Source organism: Acidovorax sp. (assembly GCF_016783915.1).
In the GTDB taxonomy this organism is placed as follows: domain Bacteria; phylum Pseudomonadota; class Gammaproteobacteria; order Burkholderiales; family Burkholderiaceae_C; genus Acidovorax.
In genome coordinates, this window is record NZ_JADHVT010000057.1 from 1 (window position 1) to 24,707 (window position 24,707).

The 24,707-nt window shown below is 65.6% G+C and carries 18 protein-coding genes; 10 read left to right on the forward strand and 8 right to left on the reverse strand.

Going from position 1 to position 24,707, the window contains the following annotated elements:
• Together ISS20_RS12425 and ISS20_RS12430 are read left to right on the forward strand one after the other, a co-directional pair.
• On the forward strand, nt 1-5,523 hold a 5,523-nt coding region (locus ISS20_RS12425), incomplete at its 5' end, for an Hpt domain-containing protein (RefSeq protein ID WP_291436990.1).
• Between the two features lie 108 nt (nt 5,524-5,631).
• Nucleotides 5,632-6,804: a PilT/PilU family type 4a pilus ATPase gene (locus ISS20_RS12430; RefSeq protein ID WP_291436992.1), complete on the forward strand. Its 1,173-nt coding sequence runs from the start codon at nt 5,632-5,634 to the stop codon at nt 6,802-6,804.
• A gap of 56 nt (nt 6,805-6,860) precedes the next feature.
• On the opposite strand, the gene ISS20_RS12435 is transcribed toward ISS20_RS12430, so the two are convergent.
• Complete coding sequence (locus tag ISS20_RS12435) at nt 6,861-8,345, reverse strand: deoxyribodipyrimidine photo-lyase (protein WP_291437024.1); 1,485 nt, start codon at nt 8,343-8,345, stop codon at nt 6,861-6,863.
• Nucleotides 8,346-8,366: 21 nt separating this feature from the next.
• Here ISS20_RS12435 and ISS20_RS12440 point away from each other — a divergent pair, with 21 nt between their 5' ends.
• From ISS20_RS12440 to ISS20_RS12470, 7 genes are all read left to right on the forward strand, one after another.
• Entirely contained in the window at nt 8,367-8,966 is a 600-nt protein-coding gene (locus ISS20_RS12440; RefSeq protein WP_291436995.1) for a YqgE/AlgH family protein, read from the forward strand.
• On the forward strand, nt 8,963-9,394 hold the full coding sequence (gene ruvX, locus ISS20_RS12445) for a Holliday junction resolvase RuvX (RefSeq protein WP_291436996.1): 432 nt from the start codon (nt 8,963-8,965) through the stop codon (nt 9,392-9,394). The genes ISS20_RS12440 and ruvX overlap by 4 nt, the downstream gene beginning before the upstream one ends.
• Complete coding sequence (gene pyrR, locus ISS20_RS12450; RefSeq protein WP_291436998.1) at nt 9,391-9,912, forward strand: bifunctional pyr operon transcriptional regulator/uracil phosphoribosyltransferase PyrR; 522 nt, start codon at nt 9,391-9,393, stop codon at nt 9,910-9,912. The genes ruvX and pyrR overlap by 4 nt, the downstream gene beginning before the upstream one ends.
• 2 nt (nt 9,913-9,914) lie before the next feature.
• Nucleotides 9,915-10,877, forward strand: coding sequence for an aspartate carbamoyltransferase catalytic subunit (locus tag ISS20_RS12455; RefSeq protein WP_008903259.1), 963 nt, complete (start codon nt 9,915-9,917; stop codon nt 10,875-10,877).
• A gap of 79 nt (nt 10,878-10,956) precedes the next feature.
• Nucleotides 10,957-12,252 carry a dihydroorotase gene (locus ISS20_RS12460; RefSeq protein ID WP_291437002.1) on the forward strand — a complete coding sequence of 432 codons (1,296 nt, stop codon included), beginning with the start codon at nt 10,957-10,959 and terminating at the stop codon, nt 12,250-12,252.
• A gap of 27 nt (nt 12,253-12,279) precedes the next feature.
• Nucleotides 12,280-13,017 carry a lysophospholipid acyltransferase family protein gene (locus ISS20_RS12465; protein ID WP_291437004.1) on the forward strand — a complete coding sequence of 246 codons (738 nt, stop codon included), beginning with the start codon at nt 12,280-12,282 and terminating at the stop codon, nt 13,015-13,017.
• Between the two features lie 176 nt (nt 13,018-13,193).
• Nucleotides 13,194-14,426 carry a Yip1 family protein gene (locus tag ISS20_RS12470; protein WP_291437006.1) on the forward strand — a complete coding sequence of 411 codons (1,233 nt, stop codon included), beginning with the start codon at nt 13,194-13,196 and terminating at the stop codon, nt 14,424-14,426.
• Nucleotides 14,427-14,510: 84 nt separating this feature from the next.
• Here ISS20_RS12470 and ISS20_RS12475 read toward each other — a convergent pair whose 3' ends face one another.
• Nucleotides 14,511-15,575 carry an ABC transporter ATP-binding protein gene (locus tag ISS20_RS12475; RefSeq protein ID WP_291437008.1) on the reverse strand — a complete coding sequence of 355 codons (1,065 nt, stop codon included), beginning with the start codon at nt 15,573-15,575 and terminating at the stop codon, nt 14,511-14,513.
• 118 nt (nt 15,576-15,693) lie between these two features.
• On the opposite strand from ISS20_RS12475, the gene ISS20_RS12480 reads away from it, so the two are divergent.
• Complete coding sequence (locus tag ISS20_RS12480; protein WP_291437010.1) at nt 15,694-17,328, forward strand: iron ABC transporter permease; 1,635 nt, start codon at nt 15,694-15,696, stop codon at nt 17,326-17,328.
• Between the two features lie 91 nt (nt 17,329-17,419).
• Here ISS20_RS12480 and ISS20_RS12485 read toward each other — a convergent pair whose 3' ends face one another.
• The 6 genes from ISS20_RS12485 to ISS20_RS12510 form a co-directional block, all read right to left on the reverse strand.
• Nucleotides 17,420-17,737, reverse strand: coding sequence for a hypothetical protein (locus tag ISS20_RS12485; RefSeq protein WP_291437012.1), 318 nt, complete (start codon nt 17,735-17,737; stop codon nt 17,420-17,422).
• Nucleotides 17,738-18,050: 313 nt separating this feature from the next.
• The gene (locus ISS20_RS12490) at nt 18,051-19,820 is read right to left on the reverse strand and encodes an ATP-binding protein (protein ID WP_291437014.1); all 1,770 of its coding nucleotides are present in this window, start codon (nt 19,818-19,820) and stop codon (nt 18,051-18,053) included.
• Between the two features lie 100 nt (nt 19,821-19,920).
• Nucleotides 19,921-21,492 (reverse strand): PepSY-associated TM helix domain-containing protein, encoded by a 1,572-nt coding sequence (locus tag ISS20_RS12495; protein ID WP_291437016.1) that lies wholly within the window; start codon nt 21,490-21,492, stop codon nt 19,921-19,923.
• A gap of 19 nt (nt 21,493-21,511) precedes the next feature.
• Nucleotides 21,512-23,725, reverse strand: coding sequence for a TonB-dependent receptor (locus ISS20_RS12500; protein WP_291437018.1), 2,214 nt, complete (start codon nt 23,723-23,725; stop codon nt 21,512-21,514).
• Between the two features lie 135 nt (nt 23,726-23,860).
• A complete protein-coding gene (locus ISS20_RS12505) occupies nt 23,861-24,217 on the reverse strand; it encodes a DUF2946 family protein (protein ID WP_291437020.1) in 357 nt (118 codons plus the stop codon).
• Nucleotides 24,218-24,461: 244 nt separating this feature from the next.
• Nucleotides 24,462-24,707: aldehyde dehydrogenase family protein (locus tag ISS20_RS12510; RefSeq protein WP_291437022.1), on the reverse strand; the 246-nt coding region annotated here is incomplete at its 5' end.

A 24,707-nucleotide genomic window follows, 5' to 3' on the forward strand; every position in this document is an offset into this window, starting at 1 on the left:
GCGCGTGCGTTCTGGAAAATTTGCGCGGGTTTCTTCGATGCGTTTGGCTCGGGCCTTTTGCCGCCAGATGTGTACGTCAAGCGCGTGGCATCCCGTGTGCTCATGCAGTACGCCACCTTGGCCAAGGGCGATCCGACGATCGCCGACCGGCTGGTGCAGGACCTGCTGTTCTTCTGCTCGCAGGCCAAGGTGGCCGATCTGGCAGAGGACGCAGCGCCCTCATTGCGTGCTGTCCGTCAGGCCTTTGCGCTGGACCGCTTCAAGCCGGTGGACTACGAGACTGCCCGCTTCGGACGTTTTGACCCGGCGGTGTTGACGCAGGCGCGCAAGCGCATTGCCTCGGCCACGGAAACCTGGTCTGCCCTGGCGGGTGGTGACCGAAACAAACTCAAGCCCGCTGCAGACCAGTTCAGCCTGGTGTGCGATTCGCTGCGCAAGCTCCACCCGGGCAGCGAAAACCTGGCACAGGCGTTGACGCGTGCCCTCGATTCGACCACCCGATCGGGTGAGCCCCCGTCGCCCGCGTTGGCGATGGAAGTGGCCACCTCCGTGCTGTACCTGCAGGCAGCTTTTGAAGAGCTGGACACTGCAGACGAACAGATGGAAGCCCGCGCTAGCCGTCTTGCAGAGCGTCTGGATGCGGTCACGGCGGGCGCCGAGCCCGAACCCCTTGAACAATGGATGGAAGAGCTGTACCGCCGGGTCAGCGACAACCAGACCATGGGCAGTGTGGTCGACGAGCTCAGGGTGACCTTGGGCGAGGCCGAAAAGGCCATGGACCAGTTTTTCCGCAATCCCAAGGACACCGGTGTGCTGGCGACCGTGCCAGGGCATCTTGCGCAGATGCGCGGCGTGCTGTCGGTGCTGGGTCTCGATCAGGCATCGCTGGCCGTGGTTCGCATGCGCGACACGGTGGAGCGCCTGCTGATCAACGAGGTGCCCGAAGAAGAACGCCAGCGCGCGTTTGAAAAGCTGGGCAACAGCCTGGGCGCATTGGGTTTCCTGATCGACATGCTGAGCTACCAGCGCACCATGGCGCGCAAGCTCTTTGTGTACGACGAAGAACTGGGCGAACTGCGCATCCTCATGGGCAAAACCCGTGCGCGCGCATCCGATGCCGTGGAAGAAGCGCCGGCCAAGCTGGAAGAGCGTTCTGACACCGTAGTGCCTGACGTGATTCCCCGCTTTCCGGTGCCGGAGCCTGTCAGCGAGCCCACGGACTTTGCGCCTTTCCCTGATTTTGAGCCGACCCCTGCGGCCGATGCCAGCGTGGCGGCAGAGCCTGCCGACATGGCCCCGGACATATCCTTTGACGTCTCAACCGCTGCCACGCCGGCACCGACGGAAGCTTCCTCTCCGGTGGCCGCGCCAGCTGCAGTGCCCGATGTCGAGGATGAACTGCTCGACGTGTTCCTCGAAGAGGCGCGCGAAGTGGTGGTCAACGGCCTGGCTGCCATTGAGCAGCTGCGGGGTGAACCCGGTGACCTGAGCGAGCAGACCACACTGCGCCGTGCGTTCCATACGCTCAAGGGCAGCTCGCGCATGGTGGGGCTGAACGACTTTGGCGAAGCAGCCTGGTCGATGGAGCAGGTACTCAACGTCTGGCTGGCCGAACAAAAACCCATGCAGCCTAGCTTGCTGCAACTGTCCACCGATGCACTGCATGCCTTCAGCAACTGGGCAGATGACATCGCTGCAGGCCGCGCGACTGGTTGGGACCCTGAGTCCTTCCGCAGGTCTGCCGACGCCATGCGCCTGGACGGCACGCTGGTGCCGCTGGTGATGCCATCGAGTGGCGGTATGGCGCCTGAACCCGTGGTGCCCCAGGCCGCGCCGGAGCTTGGCGAGGCGGCGCCAGAGCCGGTGGCTGCACTTTCCGCCGAGTCGCTCGACGACGAACTGACGGTTCCGGATTTTCAGGCCACCGAGATTTCGGAGCATGTGCCCGAACAGCCCGTCGAAACCGCCAGCGCTGCGCCGGAAGTGGCCGAGGAGATCGACTTCTCGGTGTTCACTGCCGCACTGAACGAGTCCGCTCACGAACACGCGCCCGTGGTCGATCCGTCCAACGTGGACTTTGTACTCGATCTGGAACTGCCTGATCTGGAGCCTGCGTCGGCCGCGCCGCCTGCGCATGAGATTGCTCATGCTGACCCCGTCGATGCGCTGTTGCTGCCAGAGGAGTTGGTGCTCGATGCTGCTGATCCGCAGGATGTGGTGAGTGCCGATGCTGACATCCCGTCGGATGGGTTGGAAGCCCTGGACGTTGCCGAGCTGGAAAGGCTGCTGGAGGCCGAGTCTGCCGAATCGCTGGCACCCGCCGCTGAGGCAGTGCCAAGGGCTGAGGCACTTCCGCTGGACGCTGGTGTGGATGTGTTGCCTGCTCAAGAGGTGTCGAATCTGCTCGACGCCCTGCCGCAGGAAGAAGGCGGCAGCGACGATGCCGTCAAGGTCATCGACACGCTGCGCATTGGCATACCGCTGTACAACGTGTACCTGAACGAGGCAGATGAATGGTCGCGTCGCCTCGTGACCTGTTTGCAGGAGTGGGCGCTGGAACTGCACGAGCCGCTGCCTGACGTGGCCGTGGCCCTGTCGCACTCACTGGCTGGCAGCTCTGCCACCGTGGGCTTCACGGCCTTGTCCGAAATGGCCCGCGTGCTGGAGCACACGCTGCAGCATGTGCAGCTGCAATCGGGCGGAACCCAGGAGCAGGCTGCAGCCTTCATGGCGGCGGCGGAAGACATCCGCCGCCTGCTGCATCAGTTTGCTGCGGGCTTCCTCAAAGAGCCCAGCCCGGAAGTGCTGGCCCAACTGCGCCAGATTCTGGAAACGGAGGTGGTGAGTACCCAGTCTCCACCCGAGGAAGATGCGCAGGCCTATCTCGACGCCGCAGAACAGGAAGCCTTCGCAGCACCTGTGGCTGAAACGATCTCTGCACCCGAGCCTTCGGTGGACAGTCTCGCGACGGATGCAGAGCCAGAAGCCGAGCCTGCCACCCCTGTTGTACCCGCACCGGTGGTCGGCCACGTGGCGCCCGCTCTGTCTGCGGTGATCCATGATCACGATCAGCACGTTGACGACGCCATCGCGCACGCCATCGCCTCGATCCCGGATGCTGACGACGATATCGATGCGATCGACGTCATCGACCCCGACCTGTTCCCCATCTTTGAGGAGGAGGCGGCCGAGTTGCTGCCGCAGCTCGGTGGAGCGTTGCGGCAATGGGCCTCGCGCCCAGACAACCTCAGCGCCCGTAGCGAAGTGTTGCGGGCCCTGCACACGCTCAAAGGCAGCTCCCGACTGGCTGGGGCGATGCGTTTGGGCGAAATGGCCCACCGGCTGGAGTCTGCGATCGAGCAGCTGGACGCAGAAACTGTCACCGCCGACCAGATCGAGCCATTGCAAGCAAGCTTCGACGGGTTGCAAGCCAATTTCGATGCACTGCGCGCGATTGGTCAAGGGCCCGCCGATACGGTGGTTGCCCTGCCGGTCGAATCTGCGCCCGTGGCTCGCGCGCACTTGGCCGAAGCGGCAGAGGCCTCCGTACCTTCGGCTGCAGCACCTTCAGTCAAACCGCTGGCGGTGACCGCCCCGGCCGTACGTTTGCCGGGGCCCTCCCAGTTGGCGCCTCTCCGGGTCGCGGCCAACCAGTCGGTCCGCGTGCGTGCGCAGCTTCTGGACCGTTTGGTCAATCAGGCGGGCGAGGTGATGATCAGTCGTTCGCGCCTGGATGCACGCCTGGGGCAGTTCCGCAGCTCGCTCAGCGACTTGTCAGGCAACCTGGACCGCTTGCGTCAGCAATTGCGCGACATCGAGGTGCAGGCCGAGTCCCAGATGCAGTCGCGCCTGGCACTGTCCAAAGACTCTGCGGCAGGCTTCGATCCGCTGGAGTTCGACCGCTTCACACGGGTGCAAGAGCTGACCCGCATGATGGCCGAGTCGGTCAACGACGTGGCCACGGTGCAACGCAATCTGCAACGCGCCATGGAAGGCGCCGAAGACGACCTGATCGCCCAGGGCCGTCAGGCGCGTGAACTGCAGCGCGACCTGCTGCGCACCCGCATGGTGGAGTTCGAGGGCATTGCCGAACGGCTGTATGCCGTGGTGCGCCAGGCCTCCAAGGAAACCGGCAAGCAGATCAAGCTGGACATCACCGGCGGCTCCATCGAAATGGACCGTGGCGTGCTGGACCGCATGACCCCTGCGTTCGAGCATTTGCTGCGTAACTGTGTGGCCCATGGCATCGAAGATCCCGAGGTGCGGGTGGCTGCGGGCAAGCCCGCGTCCGGCACCATCACGGTCGATCTGCACCACGAAGGCAACGACGTATCGGTCGAGTTCCGCGATGACGGGGCGGGCCTGAACCTGCCACGCATCCGCGAAAAAGCCCTGTCCCAGGGCATCGTGGAAACCGGCGTGGAACTGAGCGATGCCGACGCTGCCAACCTGATCTTCATGCCGGGTTTCTCGACGGCCTCCGAGGTGACTGGCCTGGCAGGTCGTGGTATCGGCATGGACGTGGTCCGCGCTGAGATCAACGCCCTCGGCGGCCGTATCGAAACCTCTACGGAGGCAGGCAAAGGCGCTGCATTCCGCATGGTGCTGCCATTGACCACAGCGGTGACGCAGGTGGTGATGCTGCGCTCGGGCGATCTGGCGATTGGCGTTCCGGCCAACGTGGTCGAAATCGTCCGCCGCACCTCGGCCCCTGATCTTGCAGAGGCCTACCGCACCGGCGTGTTTGACGACGGGATGGAGAAGATCCCGTTCTTCTGGTCGGGAGCCCTGCTGCAGTCCTCCACGCGCAGCACCGAGCCAGCGGGCAAGACCCGTCCGGTGGTGATCTTCCGAAGCGCTGCCCAGCGCATTGCCATGCACGTGGACGAAGTGCTTGGCAACCAGGAAGTGGTGGTGAAGAACCTGGGGCCGCAGCTGTCCCGTCTGCCGGGTCTGGCGGGCATGTCCGTGCTGGCGTCGGGTGCCGTGGTGCTTATCTACAACCCGGTGGCCTTGGCGACCGTGTATGGCGACCAGGTGCGTGCGGCCAGTGCCGATATGGCCCCCGCACCGGATGCGCAGGGTGCCGGCAGCACAGGCAAATCAGTGGTATCGCCCCAGCTGGCGGGTACCAGCCAGGTGCCGCTGGTGCTGGTGGTGGACGATTCCATCACCGTGCGCCGTGTGACGCAGCGCCTGCTGCAGCGCGAAGGCTACCGGGTGGCTTTGGCGGCCGATGGCCTGCAAGCGCTGGAGCGGCTCCAGGAGGAGCGCCCGACGGTGGTGCTGTCCGACATCGAAATGCCCCGCATGGACGGGTTCGATCTGGCGCGCAATATCCGTGCAGATGGCGCCTTGCGCGAGCTGCCCATCATCATGATCACCTCGCGCATCGCTGAAAAGCACCGCGAGCATGCGATGGAGCTGGGTGTGAACCACTACCTGGGCAAGCCGTACTCGGACGAAGAACTGTTGAGCCTGATCCAGCACTACGCCCGCATTGCTGCGGCTGCTGAGGTCTGACGCCATGCAGGTCCACCCCCGACCCTGCGAGTCAGCCTGGGTCGGGGGGGCTCATTTGTTGCCTTCCCGTGCGCCCGGTGCGTGTACAAGGCGGACCGAGTCACTGTGATGGATCCGCTGACACCATCCCCTTCCACCGATCCACGGCTGCTGGCCTGTCTGGCACTGGTGGTGCGCGAGCGGGCCTCTGACCTGTTTTTGCTGGCGGGTGCGGCGCCCACGATCAAGCGTCAGGGTGCCTTTGTTCCCATCACACAGCAAGTCCTGGCAGCCGACGATGTGCGCAAGATGGCCTATTCCATCTTGCGCGAGGCTCAGCGCAAGGAGTTTGAGGCCACGATGGAGTGCGACCTCTCGCTGCAGACCGCCGAGGGCGAGCGCTTTCGCGTGAACGTGCATATGCAGCGGGGCCAGGTCGGCATGGTGGTTCGCCACGTGATTGCCAGGATCCCGACGCTGGAAGAGCTGGGGTTGCCACCCGTGCTCCAGCGGCTGGCTTTCCTCAAAGGGGGGTTGGTGTTGACGGTGGGTTCGGCAGGGTCGGGCAAGACCACCACCCTGGCTGCATTGCTGGACCATCGCAATACGCACACTGGCGGGCATATCCTCACGGTGGAAGACCCCATCGAATACCTGCACAGTCACAAAAAATCCCTGGTGACCCAACGCGAGGTGGGGCTTGATACGCTGTCGTACGACGAGGCGCTGCGCCGTGCGATGCGTGAGGCGCCCAACGTGATCATGATCGGCGAGATCCGCGACCGGGCCACCATGCAGCATGCGCTGCACTACGCGGAATCTGGGCACCTCTGCGTGTCCACACTGCACGCCAACAATGCCAACCAGGCGGTGCAGCGCATCCTGAACTTCTTCCCTGAGGACGCGCACCGCCAGCTGCTCATGGACTTGTCCCTCAACCTGCGGGCGGTGGTGGCGCAGCGCCTGGTGCCGGGCCTCGTGGGCCACCTGGTGCCAGCCACCGAGATCATGCTGCTCACGCCCTATGTGGCCGAGCTGATCCAGAAGGGGCAGATCGACGAACTCAAGACTGCCATCACCCGCAGTGGCGAGCAGGGCATGTGGAGTTTTGACCAGTCACTGCTGGGCATGGTGGAAGCTGGCGCCATATCGCCCGACGAAGCCATTGCCAACGCCGACAACCGTACCGATGTTCGTCTGCGGCTGCGGCTGGCAGCCGGTGCATCACTGGGTGGTGAGGGCATGCAGATGACGCCAGAGGAGCCACCGCCGAGCGACCCGCCGCCCACGGCGCATCGCTGACCCCACGGCGGCAGCGCGTGTCGTCTGACCGCCTTGGTCGGCAGATCCGTGTGTTCTCACCCTGCTGCCGTCTTCACCACGGCATACCGCTCCAGCGTTCGTTGCCGTGCCGCGTCGTGCTCTACCACAGGCAAAGGGTAGGTGTCTCCCAGGCGCACGCCAGCTTCCTGCAGCTCCAGCGGGCGCGCCAGCCAGGGGGCGTGCAATGCCTTGGTGGGGAGCGCTGCGAGCTGGGGCAGGTAACGGCGGATGAACTTGCCCTCCGGGTCGAACTTCTCGCTCTGGCTCACCGGGTTGAAGATGCGGAAGTAGGGCTGGGCATCACACCCGCTGGAGCTGGCCCATTGCCAGCCACCATTGTTGGCGGCCAGATCGAAGTCATTGAGGTGCGTGGCAAAGTAGGCCTCGCCCCGGCGCCAGTCGATGCCCAGGTCTTTCACCAGAAAGCTCGCCACCACCATGCGCAGGCGGTTGTGCATGTAGCCGGTCTGGTTGATCTGCGCCATGGCGGCATCCACCAGCGGGTAGCCGGTGCGGCCATCGCACCAGGCGGCAAACAGGGCATCGGCCTCGGGGCCGGTCTCCCAGGCGATGGCGTCGTAGGCCGGCTTGAAGCTCTGGTCCACCACATGCGGGTGGTGGTGCAGGATGTGAAAGTAAAAGTCTCTCCAGATCAGCTCGCTGAGCCAGGTCGTCGCGCCCGGGTTGCCCTCCAGCATCAGGCGGTGTGCCGTGCGCGCCAGCAAGCGCGGCGAGATGGTGCCAAAACGCAGGTGCACGCTGAGGTAGCTGGGCCCTTTTACCGCCGGAAAGTTGCGCGTGTCCTCATATCGCTCGATGCGGTCGAGAAAATCTTCGAATAACTGCTGTGCGCCCCGCGCTCCGGTGGGCAGGCGCAGCTGGGACAGCGCTGTGGGCTCAAACCCGAGGTCCTGCAAGGTGGGCACGGGCTGGCAATGACCTTCCGGGCGCGCCGCCAGATGGTGGGCATGGCGCTCCACCGGATAGCTCTTGAGCTGGAACGCATCGATCTTCTTGAGCCATGCATTCTTGTACGGTGTGAACACGCTGTAAGGATTGCCGGTCTGCGTCAGTACCTCGCTGCGCTCCAGTAGGGTATGGTCCTTGAATGTGTGGAAGGCTTTGCCTGCTGCGGCCAGCCGGGTCCGCACCAGCCGGTCGCGGTCCAGCGCCTGGGGTTCATCATCATGGTTGGCAAAGACCGCCTGCACGTCCAGGCCGTTGGCCAGCGCCGGAATGGCATCGCTGGCCACCGCATGCCATACGATGAGGCCACCCTGTTCCTGCTGCGAAAGTGCGCGCAACGTGTCGTCCAGCTCCACCAGCGACTCCCGGATGAACTCCACCCGCCGGTCGGCGCGGGGCAGGGCATCGAGAATGTCCTTGTCAAAGACAAAGGCGCAGAACACCTGCTCGCAGCGCGTCAGCGCGTGGTACAGGGCGGCGTGGTCATGGGCACGCAGGTCGCGGCGGAACCAGACCAGGCCACGGGGGTAAGTGGGCTCGGGGGAGGGGGGCATGTTCACCGTTAAAATTGCGGGATGTCTTTCGATTCTGCGCCCATCAACCTGACGCATCACTTCCTGATCGCGATGCCCGGCCTGGAAGATGAGTCTTTTGCGCGCAGCGTCGTCTACCTGTGCGAGCACAGCGAACGCGGTGCGCTCGGCCTCATCATCAACAAGCCCACCGACATCACGCTCAAGGGCCTGTTCGACAAGGTCGACCTGTCCTTGCGGCGTGAGGATCTCAGCAAGGAGCCCGTGTTCCAGGGCGGCCCGGTGCAGACCGAGCGCGGCTTCGTGCTGCACGAGCCCATGCTCATGGACCGTGCGGAAACCGACGAATCGGCCTACGCCTCCACCATGACCATCCCCGGCGGGCTGGAGATGACCACCTCCAAGGACGTGCTGGAAGCGCTGTCCACAGGGGCGGGCCCCCGCCGCGTGCTCATCACGCTGGGCTACTCGTCCTGGGGTGAGGGCCAGCTCGAATCGGAGCTGGCCGAGAACGCCTGGCTCACCGTGGCGGCTGATCTGTCGGTGATCTTCGACACACCCGTGCCCGAGCGCTACGACCGGGCCCTGTCGCTCCTGGGCCTGCAGGCCTGGATGCTGTCGCCCGAGGCGGGGCACGCATGACTGGCGTGCCCGCTCAGTCCATCCAGCCGCCAGCCGTTCCTGCGCATTTCCAGACCTTTCTTGCTTTTGACTTTGGCCTCAAGCGCACGGGCGTGGCATCGGGCAACCGCATGCTGCGCAGCGCCACGCCGCAACGCACCATCCAGGCCGAGGGCGACGCCCGTTTTGCCCAGGTGGCAGAGCGCATAAAAGAGTGGCAGCCCGACGCCCTCGTGATCGGCGTGCCCTACCACCCCGACGGGGCAAGCCACGAGAACACCGCACGCGCTCTCAAGTTCGGCCGCCAGCTGCGCGGCCGATTCGGCTTGCAAGTGTTCGAGGTGGACGAGCGCTACAGCACCACCGAAGCCATTGCGGGTGGTGCCAAGGATGCGGACGCAGCGTCCGCCTGCATCATCCTGGAACAGTTTTTGAGGAATCTCCCATGACCACCCCATCCCCCGGAATGTCCGGCAGCCTGGTGCTAGACGCCGAGGCGCTGTACCGCGAGCTGCTGCGCGGCGTGCGCAGCATGTTGACCCCCACCACACGCCTGGCGGGTATTGCGTCGGGTGGCGCCTGGCTGGCCGAGCGCCTGCAAAAGGACCTGGGCCTTGAAGGGCCCGCCGGTGTGCTCTCGTCGGTGATGCACCGTGACGACTTCGCCCAGCGGGGCCTGTCGGCCAGCGCACAGACTGTGCTGCCGTTCGACGTCAACGGTTCTGACGTCCTGGTGCTCGACGACGTGCTCTACACCGGCCGCACCATCCGTGCCGTGCTCAACGAGCTGTTCGACTACGGCCGCCCCGCCAGCGTGCGCCTGGCCGTGCTGGTGGACCGTGGCGGGCGCGAGTTGCCGGTGCAGGCCGACTTTGCGGCTGCGCGTGTGGCCTTGCCTGCCGCCCAGTCGCTGGCCTTGGCGCGTGACGACAGCGGCACCTTCCAATTCCAAGTCAAAGAGGCCTGACCGTGCTGCACAAGCGCAACCCCCAACTCAACGGCAACGGCGAACTCATCCACCTGCTGTCCATCGAGGGCCTGCCACGTGACATCGTCACGCACATCCTCGACACGGCCGCCAACTTCGTCAGCGTGAACGACCGCGAAGTGAAGAAGGTGCCCCTCTTGCGCGGCAAGAGCGTGTTCAACCTGTTCTTCGAGAACAGCACGCGCACGCGCACCACGTTCGAGATCGCGGCCAAGCGCCTGTCGGCCGACGTGCTCAACCTCGACATCGCGCGCAGCTCGGCCAGCAAAGGCGAATCGCTGCTCGACACCATTGCCAACCTGTCCGCCATGGCGGCTGATCTGTTCGTAGTGCGGCACAGCGAATCGGGCGCACCGTACCTCATCGCCCAGCATGTGGCGCCCCATGTGCACGTGATCAATGCGGGCGATGGCCGCCATGCCCACCCCACGCAGGGGCTGCTGGACATGTACACCATCCGCCACTACAAGAAGGATTTCAGCAACCTCACGGTGGCCATCGTGGGCGACGTGCTGCACTCGCGCGTGGCGCGCTCCGACATCCACGGCCTCACCACGCTGGGCTGCGCCGAAGTGCGCGTGGTGGGCCCGCGCACCCTGGTGCCGTCGGACATGGCGCAGATGGGCGTGCGCGTGTGCCACACGCTCGAAGAAGGCATCAAGGACGCCGACGTGGTCATCATGCTGCGCCTGCAGAACGAGCGCATGAGCGGTGCGTTACTGCCGTCGAGCCAGGAGTATTTCAAGAGCTTCGGCCTCACGCAGGAGAAGCTGCAACTGGCCAAGCCCGACGCTATCGTGATGCACCCCGGCCCCATCAATCGGGGGGTGGAGATCGACTCCGCCGTGGTTGATGGCAAGCAGAGCGTGATCCTGCCGCAGGTGACGTTCGGCATCGCGGTGCGCATGGCCGTGATGTCCATCGTCGCCGGGAACGAGGCGTGAAACGCACAATGGTTGCTCCTGTTTTCATAGCTGCTGGCGCATATATCACTAGCGCTATCGGCCAATTTGGCTTGAAATCATGAAGATACTGATCCAGAACGGCCGTGTGATCGACCCCGCCTCGGGCCTCGACCAGACCTGTGACATCGCGCTGGCGGCAGGCCGCATCGTGAGCGTCAACCGGGTGCCGCCCGACTTTGCGCCCAACCGCACCATCAATGCCGCCGGTTGCATCGTGCTGCCCGGCCTGGTGGACCTGGCGGCGCGCCTGCGCGAGCCCGGTCACGAACACGAAGGCATGCTCGAATCCGAGATGGCCGCCGCCGTGGCCGGTGGCGTGACCAGCCTGGTCTGCCCGCCTGACACCGACCCCGTGCTCGACGAGCCAGGTCTGGTCGAGATGCTCAAGTTCCGCGCCGAGAAGCTGCACCAGTCGCGCCTGTTCCCTCTGGGGGCCCTCACGCGCAACTTGGCCGGCGAGGTGCTGACCGAGATGGCCGAGCTGACCGAATCCGGCTGCGTGGGCTTTGGCCAGGCCGAGGTGCCGCTGGCTAGCACCCAGGTGCTGCAGCGCGCGCTGCAGTACGCCGCCACCTTCGGCTACACCGTGTGGCTGCGCCCGCAAGAGATGCACCTGGGCAAGGGCGTGGCTGCCAGCGGCCCGCTGGCCACGCGCCTGGGCCTGTCGGGCGTGCCTGTGGCGGCCGAGACCATTGCACTGCACACCATTTTTGAACTGCTCAAGACCACCGGTGCCCGTGTGCACCTGTGCCGCATCAGCAGCGCGGCGGGGGTGGAGCTGATCCGCCGCGCCAAGGCCGAGGGCCTGAAGGTGACGGCCGATGTCAGCATCAATTCGCTGCACCTCACCGACGTGGACATCGGCTTCTTCGACAGCCGCGCCCGCCTGTCGCCCCCCCTGCGCCAGCAGCGCGACCGCGATGCGCTGAACGCCGCGCTGGCCGATGGCACTATCGACGCGCTGGTTTCCGACCACACCCCGGTCGATGAGGACGCCAAGACCCTTCCATTTGCGGAGGCCGAGCCCGGCGCCACGGGGCTGGAGCTGCTGTTGTCGCTCGCACTCAAGTGGTCGCAGGGCAGTGGCGTGCCACTGCAGCGCGCGCTGGCCGTGGTCACGTGCGAGCCCGCCCGGGTGTTGGGCAACGCACTGGGTACGCTGCAGGCCAGCGTGGGCCAGATCGTGGAAGGTGGCGTGGGCGACCTGTGCATCTTTGACCCGCAGGCTGCGTGGACGGTGCAGGACGATGCACTGCGCAGCCAGGGCAAACACACACCGTTCTCGGGCTACGAGCTTCCCGGTCGTGTGCGTATGACCCTCGTCGGCGGGCAGGTCGCTTTTGACCGTGGCTGAGGCCGTGCGGCGCGACGAGGCCCGGCGGTGAAATCCTTGCTTGCCAGCTGGCGTCTTTTGCGGCTGCTGGGCCACATTGTCAAAGGTCTGTGGATCGTGGCGCTGCGGTTTCCCGCGCTATCGCCCGACCAGCAACACGCCCGCGTGCAGGTGTGGTCGCTGGAGTTGCTGGCCCACGCGGGCATCAGCCTGCGCATCCTGGGGCAGCCCCCGGTGACCGGGCCGGTGATGCTGGTGGCCAACCACATCTCGTGGCTCGACATCCCCGTGATGCATGCAGCGCGGCATTGCCGTTTTGTCTCCAAGTCCGACGTGCAGGGCTGGCCGCTGATTGGCACGCTGGCCACTGCCGCAGGCACGCTTTACATCGAGCGCAGCTCGCGCCGCGATGCGCTGCGCATGGTGCGGTCCATGCAGGAGGCGCTGGAGCGCCACGAGGTGCTGGCGGTCTTTCCTGAGGGCACGACGGGCGATGGCCGTGAGATGCTGCCCTTCCATGCCAACCTGCTGCAGGCTGCCGTGGCCGCAAAGGCGCCCGTGCAGCCCGTGGGCCTGCGTTTTGCCGACAAGGCTTCAGGTGCGACCAGCTTTGCGCCCAGCTACATCGGCGACGAAACCCTGGTGGGCTCGATCTGGCGCACGCTGTGTGCCCCGCCCATCGAGGCAGTGGTGCACTACGGCCCGCCCGAACTGGCAGGCGAGCGCGACCGCCGCGCCTGGACACAGCACCTGCACGACACGGTCGATCAACTCCGAAAAGCCTGAGCCCTCAGCCCTGGTGCCTAGGTTCGTCTTTGCGCAGCGAAAGCGTGCATATTGCACGCTTTGGGCCGCCCTGGCAGCGGCCGTGGTGGTCCGCCTTGCGCAATCTCCCGTATCGTCCGCGCTTTCCATTCGCCTGCTGACCACGGCAGGCCTTTGCACATTGCCGGGAGGGCACCATGATCCTGATTGAGCGCGCCAAGAGCATTCTTCTCCAACCCAAAGAGACCTGGGCCACCATCGACACGGAGGCCACCGACACCGCCACCCTGTTCACCCGCTACGCCATGATCCTGGCCGCCATTCCGGCGGTCTGCGGTTTCATCGGCATGTCGCTGATCGGTTTTGGCGGTTTTGGGGTCACCATCCGCGTGCCTTTTGTCTCCGGGCTGGTGAACATGGTCGTGTCATACGGGTTGAGCCTGGCGGGCTTGCTGGTGCTCGGTTTCATCATCGATGCGCTGGCGCCCACCTTCGGCGGGCAAAAGAACGCGATCCAGGCACAGAAGGTGGCGGTGTACGCCAGCACGGCCGCCCTGCTGGGCGGTGTGTTCAGCCTGCTGCCGTCGCTGGCCATGCTGGGCCTGCTGGCGGCGGTGTATTCCATCTACCTGCTCTACACCGGCCTGCCTGTGCTCATGCGCAGTGCGCCCGAAAAGTCGGTGGGCTACACGGTGGTGGTCATCATTGCTGCCATCGTGATGGGGGTGGTCATCGGTGCCGTCAGTGCGCTGTTCATGCCGCGCAGCGGTGCGCTGTTTGGCGGTGCCGATGCCCCTGCCATCACCATGAACACGCCCGGTGGCAAGGTGTCCATCGACACCGCCGGCCTGGAAGCTGCCGGCAAGAAGATGGAAGAAGCCGCCCGCAAGATGGAAGAGGCCCAGAAGAGCCAGGATCCGGCCGCCATCGCAGCCGCCACGGGCGATGCCGCCAAGGCCGCTGCGGGTGTGCTGGGTGGGGGTCAGGCCATTGCGGCCCAGTCGCTCAAGGCGGCCCTGCCCGAGAAGCTGGCGGGCCTGCCCCGCACGGGTTTTGATGTGCAGGACGGTGCAGCCCTGGGCTTGCCCACCAGCCAGGCCAGCGCGCAATACGGCAACGACGACAAGCAGCTGCGCCTGGAGATCGTGGACGTGGGCGGCCTGGGCCAGATGGCGGTGATGGCCATGGGCATGGCGCAGGGCGAGAAAGAAGACCAGACCAGCGCCGAAAAGACCTGGCAAGAGGGTGGCCGCACCCTGCACCAGCGCTACGACAAGGATGGCAGCCACGCAGAGTTCAAGACCATCCTGAAGAACGGCCTTGTGGTCAGCATCGAGGGCGACAAGATCGGTGTGAAAGAGCTGCGAGGCCTGATGTCGCAGGTGGACCTGAACGGGCTGGAGGGCCTGCAGCGCATGGGCAAGTCCTGAGCTGAAGGGTGGTTGCTATTGATTCAATAGCTATTCAGGCATGTTCGACTAGCGCATCCGGCCGATTTTGATTCCATCACCGCCTCAGCCACGCGGAAACGTCACCACATGGTCGACCTGGGCGCGGATGCCGATCCACTCGCCCAGCGCGTGGTCGTGGTGGCTGGGCACATGGGCCAGCACCGTGTGGCCACTGGCCAGGCGCAGGGTGTACAGAAACTCCGACCCCCGGAACGACTTGCGCACGATTTGTGCCTGCACGGGCGCGTGGTCGTCGTGCACGATGTCGTCGGCGCGCAGCAGCACATCACATTCACCCGCAGGGTAGCTGCTGGGCAGGGGGCACTCATCCAGGTCGGTCAGGTCGCCCAAGGGTGTTTGGGCCACCACGTTGTTGCCGCGCTGCACCAGCGTGGCGGGGGCAAACACGCCGTGGCCGATGAAGTCGGCCACAAACCGCGTGGCGGGGCGGTGGTACAGGGTGTAGGCATCGTCCCACTGGTGCAGGTGGCCTTCGTTCATCACGCCAATCACATCGCCGATGGCAAACGCCTCGAACTGGTCGTGCGTCACAAACAGCGCCGTGGCGCCTGCGGCCTTGAGAATGCCGCGCACCTCGTGTGCCAGGCGCTCGCGCAGGTCCACGTCGAGGTTGGAAAACGGCTCGTCCAGCAGCATGAGCTGTGGGCGCGGCGCCAGCGCACGCGCCAGCGCCACACGCTGCTGCTGGCCGCCAGAGAGTTCGTGCGGGTAGCGGTGCTCGCTGCCCGTCAGGCCCACCAGCTGCAGCACCTCAGCCACCCGCGCGGCCTGCTCGGCCTTGGGCAACTGGTGGATGCCAAACGCCACATTGCGGCCCACCGACAGGTGCGGGAACAGCGCATAGTCCTGGAACACCATGCCGATGCGCCGCAGCTCGGGCGGCACGCTCAGGCGGGCGCTGCTGACCACGCTTTTGGTGAGGCGGATCTCGCCTCCCGTCACGGGCTCCAGCCCGGCCACGGCGCGCAGCAGGGTGGTCTTGCCGCAGCCAGACGGCCCGATCAGCACCCCGATGTCGCCCGCTTTCAGGCTGAGTGTGACGCCTTGCACGGCTGCCTGCGCACGGCCTGCGTAGCGCACTTCGAGTTGAGAGACCTCAAGAAACATCCGCACATTTTAGGCGGGGTGGAGTGAATGCTTAAAATTCGCATTTGCATTCCTGGGCATTTCTGTGCCCATGCCTTTCGGCAGGTGTGCGCTTTCTTCATCCTGCCGAGCCCTTGCCTTGCGCCGCACGCCGTCTTCTGTCCTTCGCAGTATCCCGCTGATCCTGTTTGCAGGCTTTCTGGCATTGCCGGTGCTGGCCGTGCTGGCGTCGTGGTTCCCCTGGGGGGGCGCAGGCCAGGGCGATGCGCAGGCGGGCGCGATCCTGCGCGAGATGGCGGCCACCGTGTTGCCTGGTTATGTGTGGACCACGCTGTGGCTGAGCCTGCTGGTGGCGCTGGGGGCCGCAGTGGTGGGCACATTGGCTGCCGCCGCCGTGACGTTGTTCGACTTTCCGGGCCGACGCACCTTTGAATGGCTGCTGCTGCTGCCGCTGGCCATGCCAGCCTACGTCACAGCCTATGCGTACACCGACTTTCTGCAGTTCAGCGGACCGTTGCAGGTGGGCCTGCGCAACACCTTTGGCCTGGAAGGCCGCCTGCTGCCCGAGGTGCGCAGCCTGGGCGGTGCCGTGTGGGTGTTCATCTTCTCCCTGTACCCCTATGTGTACCTGCTGGCGCGCACGGCGCTGGGCGAGCGTGCCGCTCACCTCATGGAAGCCGCGCGCCTGCTGGGTGCTCCGCTTTCGCGCCGCATTCGCGCCGTGGCCCTGCCGCTGGCGCGCCCTGCCGTGGCTGCGGGCGTAGCGCTGGTGCTCATGGAAACCCTGGCCGATTTCGGCGTTGCCAGCTACTTCGGGATCCAGACCTTCACCACGGGCATCTACAAGGCCTGGCTGTCGATGGACAACCGCTTGGCTGCCGCGCAGCTGGCCACCATGCTGCTGGTGGTGGTGTTGGCATTGCTTCACCTGGAGCACCGCGCGCAAAAACGCATGCGGTTTGCGACCGGTGGCGGACACGCGGGCTCGGCCGAGGCGCAGCCGCTGGCGCTCCGGGGTGCGCGCCGCTGGGCAGCCTGGGCGGTCTGCACGGTGCCGGTGGTCATGGGTTTTGTGGCGCCGGTGGTCTTCATGCTGCGGCCACTGGCGGCCGACTGGTCGGTGCTGCCGTGGGAGCGCTTCATGGAATGGGCCTGGCACAGCGTGCGCCTCGGGGGGATCACTGCGGCGCTGGCCCTGGTGATTGCACTGGCGCTGGCCTTTGCGGTGCGCCGCCAGCCCGATGCCATCACGCGTGGTGTGGTGCAACTGGCCAGCGTGGGCTACGCCGTGCCGGGCGCCGTCATCGTGGTAGGGTTGCTGCTGCCTGTGGGCTGGTTGCAGGCCGCGATGCCGCAGTGGGGCGTGGGCGCGCTGGTCACGGCCACGGCGTTTGGCATTGTGTGGGCTTACCTCGTGCGGTTCTGCGCGGTGGCGCTGCAGTCCATGCAAAGCGGCTACGCGCGGATTCCCCCCAGTCTGGATGACTCAGCCCGCATGCTGGGCACCGGCAGCGCAGGCCTGCTGGCGCGCGTGCACTGGCCGCTGCTCAAGCGTTCTACCGCTGCTGCTGCGCTGCTGGTGTTTGTGGATGTGATGAAGGAGCTGCCTGCCACCATGGTGCTGCGCCCCTTCAACAGCGACACCCTCGCCGTGGTGGCCTACCAGCTCGCGCGTGACGAGCGCCTGGGCGAGGCCGCCTTGCCGTCGCTGGCGCTGGTGGCAGTGGGGCTGGTGCCGGTGATCTTGCTCAGCCGTACGCTGCGCAGTCGCTGAAGCCTGCCACCGCCTCCCCGTTTTGGTAGCTGCGGGCAAGAAAAAGCCGCCCTCAGGCGGCTGTAGGGACTGAAACCAGGAGCTGTGCGGCTTACTCGCTCCAGTCGGCGTGTTTCTCGCACAGTTTGTTGGTCTCTTTGCCCTTGCGGGTTTCTGCGAACTTCACCAGATTGCCCTTGAAGTCGTCGGGCGTCTCGTTCCACATGCAGGTGCACCATGCTTGCGCCTTGGTTTGGCCCTTGATGGGGCTGGGTGCGTTTCCACCCTCATAGACAGTGGTTGAATAGGTCAGGCATTGTTTGTACTGAGCGTCCCCCGCAGGTGGGCGGTTGTAGTCATCAGCAGCGTGTACAGAGGCGCTGGCCGCGAAGAGGAAGACCAAGGCGGCAAGGGTTGAGCGGGATTTCATGGTGCAGGGTCCCTGTGTGAGGGATGGAGTGTGGGGAGCGTTAAGGTAGGCATTGCCGCCCCGTGAAGCAGGGCAACAAACCAGTGTAACCATTGGACACAATTTCGGAACGCCGCGCTGCGTTTTGTCTTAGTGGCACCCCGGGGCGATTTCAGTAGCGGCAAGGGCGTTTGAACGCGGTTGCACAGTGGGATGCTGGTGCTCAGCCACAGGTCTGTGTGTAACGGCTCTGCCCTTGTCGGCGCCGGCCCCGATGTTCCTGCTCGGTCCAACCTTGCGCTGCCGCCAACAGGTATTGGCCGTGGCGTTTTTGTTACTCCGTGACGGCAACAGTCGGGTTGCGTGGCAGGGTCAGCGTAAAGCGTGCGCCCTGGCCTTCGGTGGACGCCAGCGTCAGCGTGCCACCCATCAGAGCGGCCAACGCCCGCGACAGCGCCAGCCCCAGGCCGGTGCCGCCATGCTGGTAGCTCACCCGATCATTGCCCTGGCGGAACTTCTCAAAGATTGTTTCGTGCAAATGTGCCGGTATGCCGGGTCCGGTATCCACCACATGAAAGCGCACAGCGTCGCCAGCGGCGTCCACCTCGATGGCGACGGAGCCGGTTTCGGTGAACTTCATGGCGTTGGAGATCAGGTTGTTGAGCACCTGCTTGAGCCGCAACCCGTCGCACATCAGCGTGGCTGGCGCCTCAGGGGCGATGTGGACGCGCAGTTCCAGGTTCTTGTTGGCGGCCGTGACGGCGAAGAAGTCGGCTGTGGACTGCACGATCTCCGCCACGTTCTGCTCGGTCGGCGTGTGGGGCATTGCGCCTGCCTCCACCTTGGCCAGATCCAGGATCTCGGTGAGCAGGGCATTCAGGTGGTCGGCCGCCTTGCGGATCAGGCTGGCCTGTTCCTTGTAGCGGGGCTGGTCCAGTCGCAGCTCCATCAGTTCGGCAAATCCCCGAATGCTGGTGAGCGGGGTGCGCAGCTCGTGTGACACGGCCGCCAGAAACTCGCTCTTGGCCTGGCTGGCTGAATGGGCCTGGGCCTCGCTGATGCGCAACGCAGCGTTCGTGTTTTCGAGCTGGCGCAGGCTGCGCAGAAAGATGATGCCCGCGCCGATCAGGGCTACGCTGAACAGGCTGGTCGTGATCAGCGCCACATTGCGGCTGCTGCGCCATTCCAGCAGCGCGTCGGCGGTGCTGGTGGCCACAAAAATCAGCAGCGGGTAGTCCCCCACACGGCGGTAGGCATAGATACGCTCGACGCCATCGAGGCTGCTGGTGCGCACGTAGTGGCCTTCACGATCCAGGCGCTCGGCGTTGTCGCCCGGCGCACTGTTCAGGGTGGTGCCCATGCCCTGGTTCTGGCCTCCGACCACACGGGCGCGCACCGCACGGTCATCGCCCAGCAGGGTGACACTGCCGGTTCTGCCAAGCTCCACCCCTCGGTACACATCCTCGAAGTAGCCTGGATTGAGCGATGCCACCACCATTCCCAAGGTGTTGCCGCTGGCCGCAACGATCTTGCGCGACAGTTGTATGGTCCACTTGCCCGACACCTTGCCTAGTACGGGTTTGCCGACATACAGCCCTGAGCGGGTCATCTGCAGCTGCATCTCGCGCGAGCGTTCGGGCGTCAGATGGACCTGGATGTGCTCGCGTTCCGACAGATCGACATGCCCGGTTTGTTCACCCGTCGGATCGAGATTGCTGCCCATGAACCGGCCATCGGGGTTGACCCGCGACAGCTGGGTCAGAATCAGCGGTGCCAGCCCGGTCTCATTGGCAAAGCGCGTGAAGTTCGCAGTTTCAAAGTCCGATGCGATCACTGCGTCCTGCATGCGCAGGGTGGCCTGGTCCACCGCTGCCAGTACGCGGATGGTTTGTTCCTCCAGGGTGCGCGCCAGGTTGCTGTTCTGGCGGGTCTGGGAGTCCATGGCATTGCGCCAGGTCACGTTCAGGACAGCCAGTACCAGTGCCCAAGCAAGAAAGAGCACAACCGTCGTTCCCACCACCACAACCACCCTGGCCTGCAGGCCAGCGTGACCTCGGGAGGGGGCGTCCGGCGCAGGGCGGGCGTAAGGCAGGGGCGTGGGCATGGCAGCAGAATCTGTGATTGCGATGGCTGCAGGTGGGTCCCGCTTCAATGGCTTTGCTGGATGGCCATGCCAGTGTAGCCATGGTGTAGGTCGGGCGGTGTCACGCTGGCTCCGGACGGTGCTGTTTATTTCGCCGAGGTGGCCGCAGCTTGGCCCCCAGCCTGCGCCACCCCATCACCACCCCGGTCAGGCTTATCACCGCCCCGCCCAGGCTCAGCACGATCAGCACCATGTCCCACAGCGGCCTGCGGTCCAGCAGCGGCAGCCAGTCCCAACTGTGCAGCATGGCAAACAGCCAGCGGCTGGTGCGACGGTGGCTGTCGGTGCGGCCCAGCACGGCGCCTGTGTGGGGGTCGATGTGCACCCAGGTGCCATGTGGGTCGTCAAACACCACGCGCAGGGCGGGCAGGGGTTTGTCGACGCCACCAGTCATGGTGTGGGCGGCGCGGTCGTAGTAGTGCAGGTCGTAGGTGGTCAGGGTGTCGATTCGCACCACTGCGTGGGGCAGCAGGCGCGTGGCGGACTGGGCCACAGCGCCCGGGGTCCAGGTGTGCGAAGTGGCCGCGGTGGCGTCCAGCACCGCAGGTGCGCCGATGGGGCCCTGGGCCAGCACCAGCGTATGGCCTGCGCTACGCACCCAGCGCAGCTCACGGGTGTTGGGCGAAGCGGCCGACAACAATGCCTGAACGGTGGCGGCCTGCGCGGGCAGCTCCAGCAGGCCGCCGTTCATGGCCTGCTGGCGCAACGGTGCTGCACCGCTGTCGAAAATCTTCCAGGGGTTCATCGACATGAGGCCGCTGAAGATCCAGGTGAAGGTGATGGCGGCGAACACCAGCCCGAACACATGGTGCCAGCGCATCATGAAGCCCCGGTACGGCGTGCGCGAGCCCGTCTTGTACCGCCCCTTGAAGCGCCAGCGCAGTACGCCCACCATGGTGCCTGTCACTGTGAGCACGATGCCCGCGATGGACAGCCAGTTGACGATGTCCGTCCAGTAGTCGTTGAAGACATTGCCCCGGAAGGGGTAGAGCCAATGGATCCAGGCGCCCGCGTAGTTCCAGGCGCGCTCCTGCAGTGGTGCATCGCGCACCACCTCGCCCGTGGTGCCCGACACATAGACCACGGTGCCCGCGCTGTTACCCAGGTGCAGGCGGTGGAGGGGACGGTGCACATCGAGCGCGCGTGAGTGGGTGAAGGCGTCTTCGTCGATCGTGCCCTGGTAGTCGATGGAAGGGTTGGCTTCCTGTGCAAAGGCGCGGGCTGATGCGATGGCGTGCGTGGCGTCCACGCGCTGCAACCGTTCGCCCGTGAGGGCGTCGATGACCGCTGGTGCTGGTGCCCGGCGCGGGCGTGGTGCGGCGTCTCCAGTCGGTGCTGCGGGAGCCACCAGGTACACGGCGCGCCCGCCGCTGGCCACCGCCAGCCGCAGGTCTTGCAGCGGCCCTGCCAGGCTCGCGCGCTGCAGGGCTTCTGAGGGTTCGAGCAGGCGCTCGGGTCCTGCGATGGCGCTGCGCAGTGGCGGCAGGTGGGCCAGGCGCTCGGCCTGCGTGAGCTTGGGGTAGCCCACGTACATCATCACCACGCCAGAGATGAACCACATGGCGAAGAAGGCGCACAGCAGCACGCCCAGCCAGCGGTGGACGAGGTACAGCCAGCGTTTGGCGTGTGGCATGTCCAGTTCCTTGCCTGCGTCAGAACGCGGTGTGCAACGTCACGTCCAGCGTGCGCGGTGCGCCCAGGTAGACCTGGTCACGCGTCTCGGCTGCGTAGATGCGGTCGGTAGCGTTGCGCACGCGGCCCGTGAGGGTGGTGGTCTTGTTGACCTTCCACGCCAGGCCCAGGTCCAGCAGCGTGTACGACGGCCAGAACTTGGTGTTGGCCGCATTGCCATACACCTTGCCCACATGGCGCACGCCCGCGCTGGCGCTGACGGTGGGCGTGATGGCATACGAGGCCCACAGGTTGGCCACCTGCTGCGGCACCAATTGCGGCACGTTGCCCGCGCGCGAGACGCCGCCCTGCACAAAGTTTTCATACCGGGCGCGGATCAGCGACAGGTTGCCCTGCAGCTGCCATTGGGGCGTGGGGCGGATGCCGGCCGACAGCTCGATGCCCTTGGACGACTGCTCGCCCACCAGCACCGTGAGGTTGGGGTTGGACGGGTCTTGCGAGGCGATGTTCTTGCGGCGGATTTCAAAGGCCGCCACCGTGGCGCTGCCCTTGCCATCCCAGAAGTCGAATTTGCTGCCCACCTCGATCTGGCGGCCGGTAGTCAGTTCGCTGTTGTTGCGCACATCGGCAAACGAGGCAGAGGCCAGCGAGCCCGATGGCGGGTCGGCCGCGTTGGAGGCCTGTGCATACAGGTTGGCGCCGGGCGCAATGTCCCACACCACGCCCAGGCGGCCGGTGGTGGGGTTGTAGCTGCGGCTGAAGGTGGCGGGTGCTGTGGCCGTCACGGCGCGGCGGTTCACCAGGTCGAGCTCGATGCGCTCGTGCCGCAGCGCGGTGACCAGATTCACGCCCTGCATCACGGCCGTGCGGTTTTCCAGGTACAGCGCGGTGTTGGTGATCTTGTTGTCCTTGTCAGGGCTCCACACTGGCGAAATGCCTGGGATGTTGAAGAAGTTCTCTGTCGAGAAGTGGTACGGATTGACCGTGCTCACGGTGACCGAGGGGCCGAACGGGAAGCGGGTCTGCTTGTTCACGCTCACGTCCAGGCCAAAGGCCCAGTCGCTTTTTTTGCCTGCGAGCTGGCCCTGGTATGTCCCTTCGAGGCGGTCACCCACCAGCTGTTGGTCGTGGCGTTGCAACAGCGGGGATGTGCGCGTGACCACCGTGTTGGTGGCATTGAAGGTGTAGGTCTCCACGTTGCGGTAGTCGCGCAGGGCGTCGTACAAGTAGAACGTGTTCTTGAGCTGCAGCACATCCGACACACGCCATTGCGCCACCGAGCGCAGCCACTGCACGCGGTGCTCGTACATGCCGTCGGCGCTGTTGTAGTTCTTGAAGCGCGTGGCCGGGTCGATGGTCGGTGCGCCCACGGCGGGGTTGAGCACTGGTGTGCCCCAGTATGGGCGGTCCACATGGTCCTTCTGGTACTCGTAGGCCAGCGTGTGGCTGAAACCGCCGCCCAGGTCCGACAGCAGAGAGGTGGCCAGTTGCGTGGACTGCGTCTTGGTGCCCTCGGTCCAGCTGCCCGCGTTGCGGTGGTTGAGGTCGATGCGCACATAGTGGGCCGGGCCTGCGCCGCCATCGCCTCCGGCAATGCGGCGGTTCAGGCCCACGGACACTTCCTTCAGGTCGTACGAGCCCAGGCGCAGCTGGCCCTCGGCAAAGTCGTTGCGCTCGGCCGTCTTGGTGATGTAGTTGATGGAGCCGCCCACGCCGCCCGAGCCGTACAGAAAGCTCGACGCCCCGCCGATGGCCTCGACGCGGTCGTAAATCCAGGCATCTACAGCGCGGGTGGCGCTGCCGTACTGCGGGTTGATGCCGTTGTAGAGCTGTGCCACCGAGTTGGACGTGAACCCCCGGTAGTGGGCGGACATAGAGCCCGGCGCGTTGTGCGCCACCACACCCGGCACGGCGCGCAGGATTTCCTGCGTGTCTTGCGCGCCGCGTGCGTCGATGGTGGCGCGGTCCACCACCGTGACGGACGCCGGGTTCTCGCGCACCGACAGGCCCAGGCGGCTGCCGGTGTCCACGGGTGTGTCGAGACTGAGCTTGCCATTCGGGGATGCGGCGGCATCCACCACATCCACGGCCTGCAAGGTGGGTGTTGTGGTTGTCTGTGCATGGGCTGCCACCGAGGCCAGCGCACAGGTGGCGAGCACGCTCCGGCACAAAGGGGAAAGGGGCAGGCGCGGAGAGCGCGCAGTATGGCGGGGGGAGGAGTAGGAACGGGACATGAAAACGCTCTTGTCTTGAAGCGACAGCGCAGCCAGGCCCGCGTCGAGTGCACGCAGGGCTGCGCCGTCTGGAAACCAACGGGAACAAGGCAGCGCCCGACCACCAGGTACCGGGTACTGCCAACAAACTTCAGATCAAGAGCGCGATGGGGGCCCGCGTGCGGGCAGGGGGGCTGCAGTGGCGGCCGCGATGCGGGCGGCCTCGACGGGCTGCAGCGCATGGGCCAGAGGGTGGGGCGGCAGCACGGCGGCTACCGGCGTGGGGGGCGGGGCGCTGGGGGTGGAGCACAAAGGGCAGTCCATACCCATCGCGCCCATTTCGACGGTGCCGTCGTCGGTCTGCACCAGCAGCTTGATGGCGCCTGTGCCCGAGCAGATCACCTCGAAGGCCTGGGGGTGCACCAGCGGCGATGCAATGGCCACTCCGATCGATGCCACGAACCATGCCAGCACCCACAGGCGCAGCGCAGAGAAGGTTCGGAGGGTGGTCATGGGGCGCGATGATAGCGGCTGCCGTCGTGGCCGGAATCAGCGGCGTAGAGCAGAAGGATTGTTTTTGCTATATAAATAATAGCTGCTAGTGAATGATCCACTGGCGCTTGCGGCCGATTTGGCTGAAAAACCGCTTGCGAATGACCTGTGCGGTGCCAGTGCGCGCCGGCGCGGTGCAGGTGCCTGGTCCCGCCACTCCGGGGCTGGAGTGCCGTGGCGGGCGCAGGCTCGTGCCGCGACCGCCTCAGGCTTGCGTGTACGCGGTCTTTACCGTGGTGTAGAACTCCGCCGCGTAGCGCCCCTGCTCGCGCGGGCCGTAGCTGCTGCTCTTGCGGCCGCCGAACGGCACGTGGTAATCCACGCCCGCTGTGGGCAGGTTCACCATCACCATGCCGGCCTGGGCGTGGCTCTTGAAGTGCGTGGCGTGCTTGAGGCTGGTGGTGGCAATGCCGCTGGCCAGGCCGAAGGGCGTGTCATTGGCCAGGGCCAG

What these genes read in the sequence shown, in the direction of transcription:
- ISS20_RS12500 (WP_291437018.1), bottom strand. Translation starts at nt 23,725, where the DNA reads ATGTCCCGTTCCTACTCCTCCCCCCGCCATACTGCGCGCTCTCCGCGC.
- ruvX (WP_291436996.1), top strand. Translation starts at nt 8,963, where the DNA reads ATGACTGGCGTGCCCGCTCAGTCCATCCAGCCGCCAGCCGTTCCTGCG.
- ISS20_RS12490 (WP_291437014.1), bottom strand. Translation starts at nt 19,820, where the DNA reads ATGCCCACGCCCCTGCCTTACGCCCGCCCTGCGCCGGACGCCCCCTCC.
- ISS20_RS12475 (WP_291437008.1), bottom strand. Translation starts at nt 15,575, where the DNA reads ATGTTTCTTGAGGTCTCTCAACTCGAAGTGCGCTACGCAGGCCGTGCG.
- ISS20_RS12460 (WP_291437002.1), top strand. Translation starts at nt 10,957, where the DNA reads ATGAAGATACTGATCCAGAACGGCCGTGTGATCGACCCCGCCTCGGGC.
- ISS20_RS12495 (WP_291437016.1), bottom strand. Translation starts at nt 21,492, where the DNA reads ATGCCACACGCCAAACGCTGGCTGTACCTCGTCCACCGCTGGCTGGGC.
- ISS20_RS12505 (WP_291437020.1), bottom strand. Translation starts at nt 24,217, where the DNA reads ATGACCACCCTCCGAACCTTCTCTGCGCTGCGCCTGTGGGTGCTGGCA.
- ISS20_RS12485 (WP_291437012.1), bottom strand. Translation starts at nt 17,737, where the DNA reads ATGAAATCCCGCTCAACCCTTGCCGCCTTGGTCTTCCTCTTCGCGGCC.
- ISS20_RS12430 (WP_291436992.1), top strand. Translation starts at nt 5,632, where the DNA reads ATGGATCCGCTGACACCATCCCCTTCCACCGATCCACGGCTGCTGGCC.
- pyrR (WP_291436998.1), top strand. Translation starts at nt 9,391, where the DNA reads ATGACCACCCCATCCCCCGGAATGTCCGGCAGCCTGGTGCTAGACGCC.
- ISS20_RS12440 (WP_291436995.1), top strand. Translation starts at nt 8,367, where the DNA reads ATGTCTTTCGATTCTGCGCCCATCAACCTGACGCATCACTTCCTGATC.
- ISS20_RS12470 (WP_291437006.1), top strand. Translation starts at nt 13,194, where the DNA reads ATGATCCTGATTGAGCGCGCCAAGAGCATTCTTCTCCAACCCAAAGAG.
- ISS20_RS12435 (WP_291437024.1), bottom strand. Translation starts at nt 8,345, where the DNA reads ATGCCCCCCTCCCCCGAGCCCACTTACCCCCGTGGCCTGGTCTGGTTC.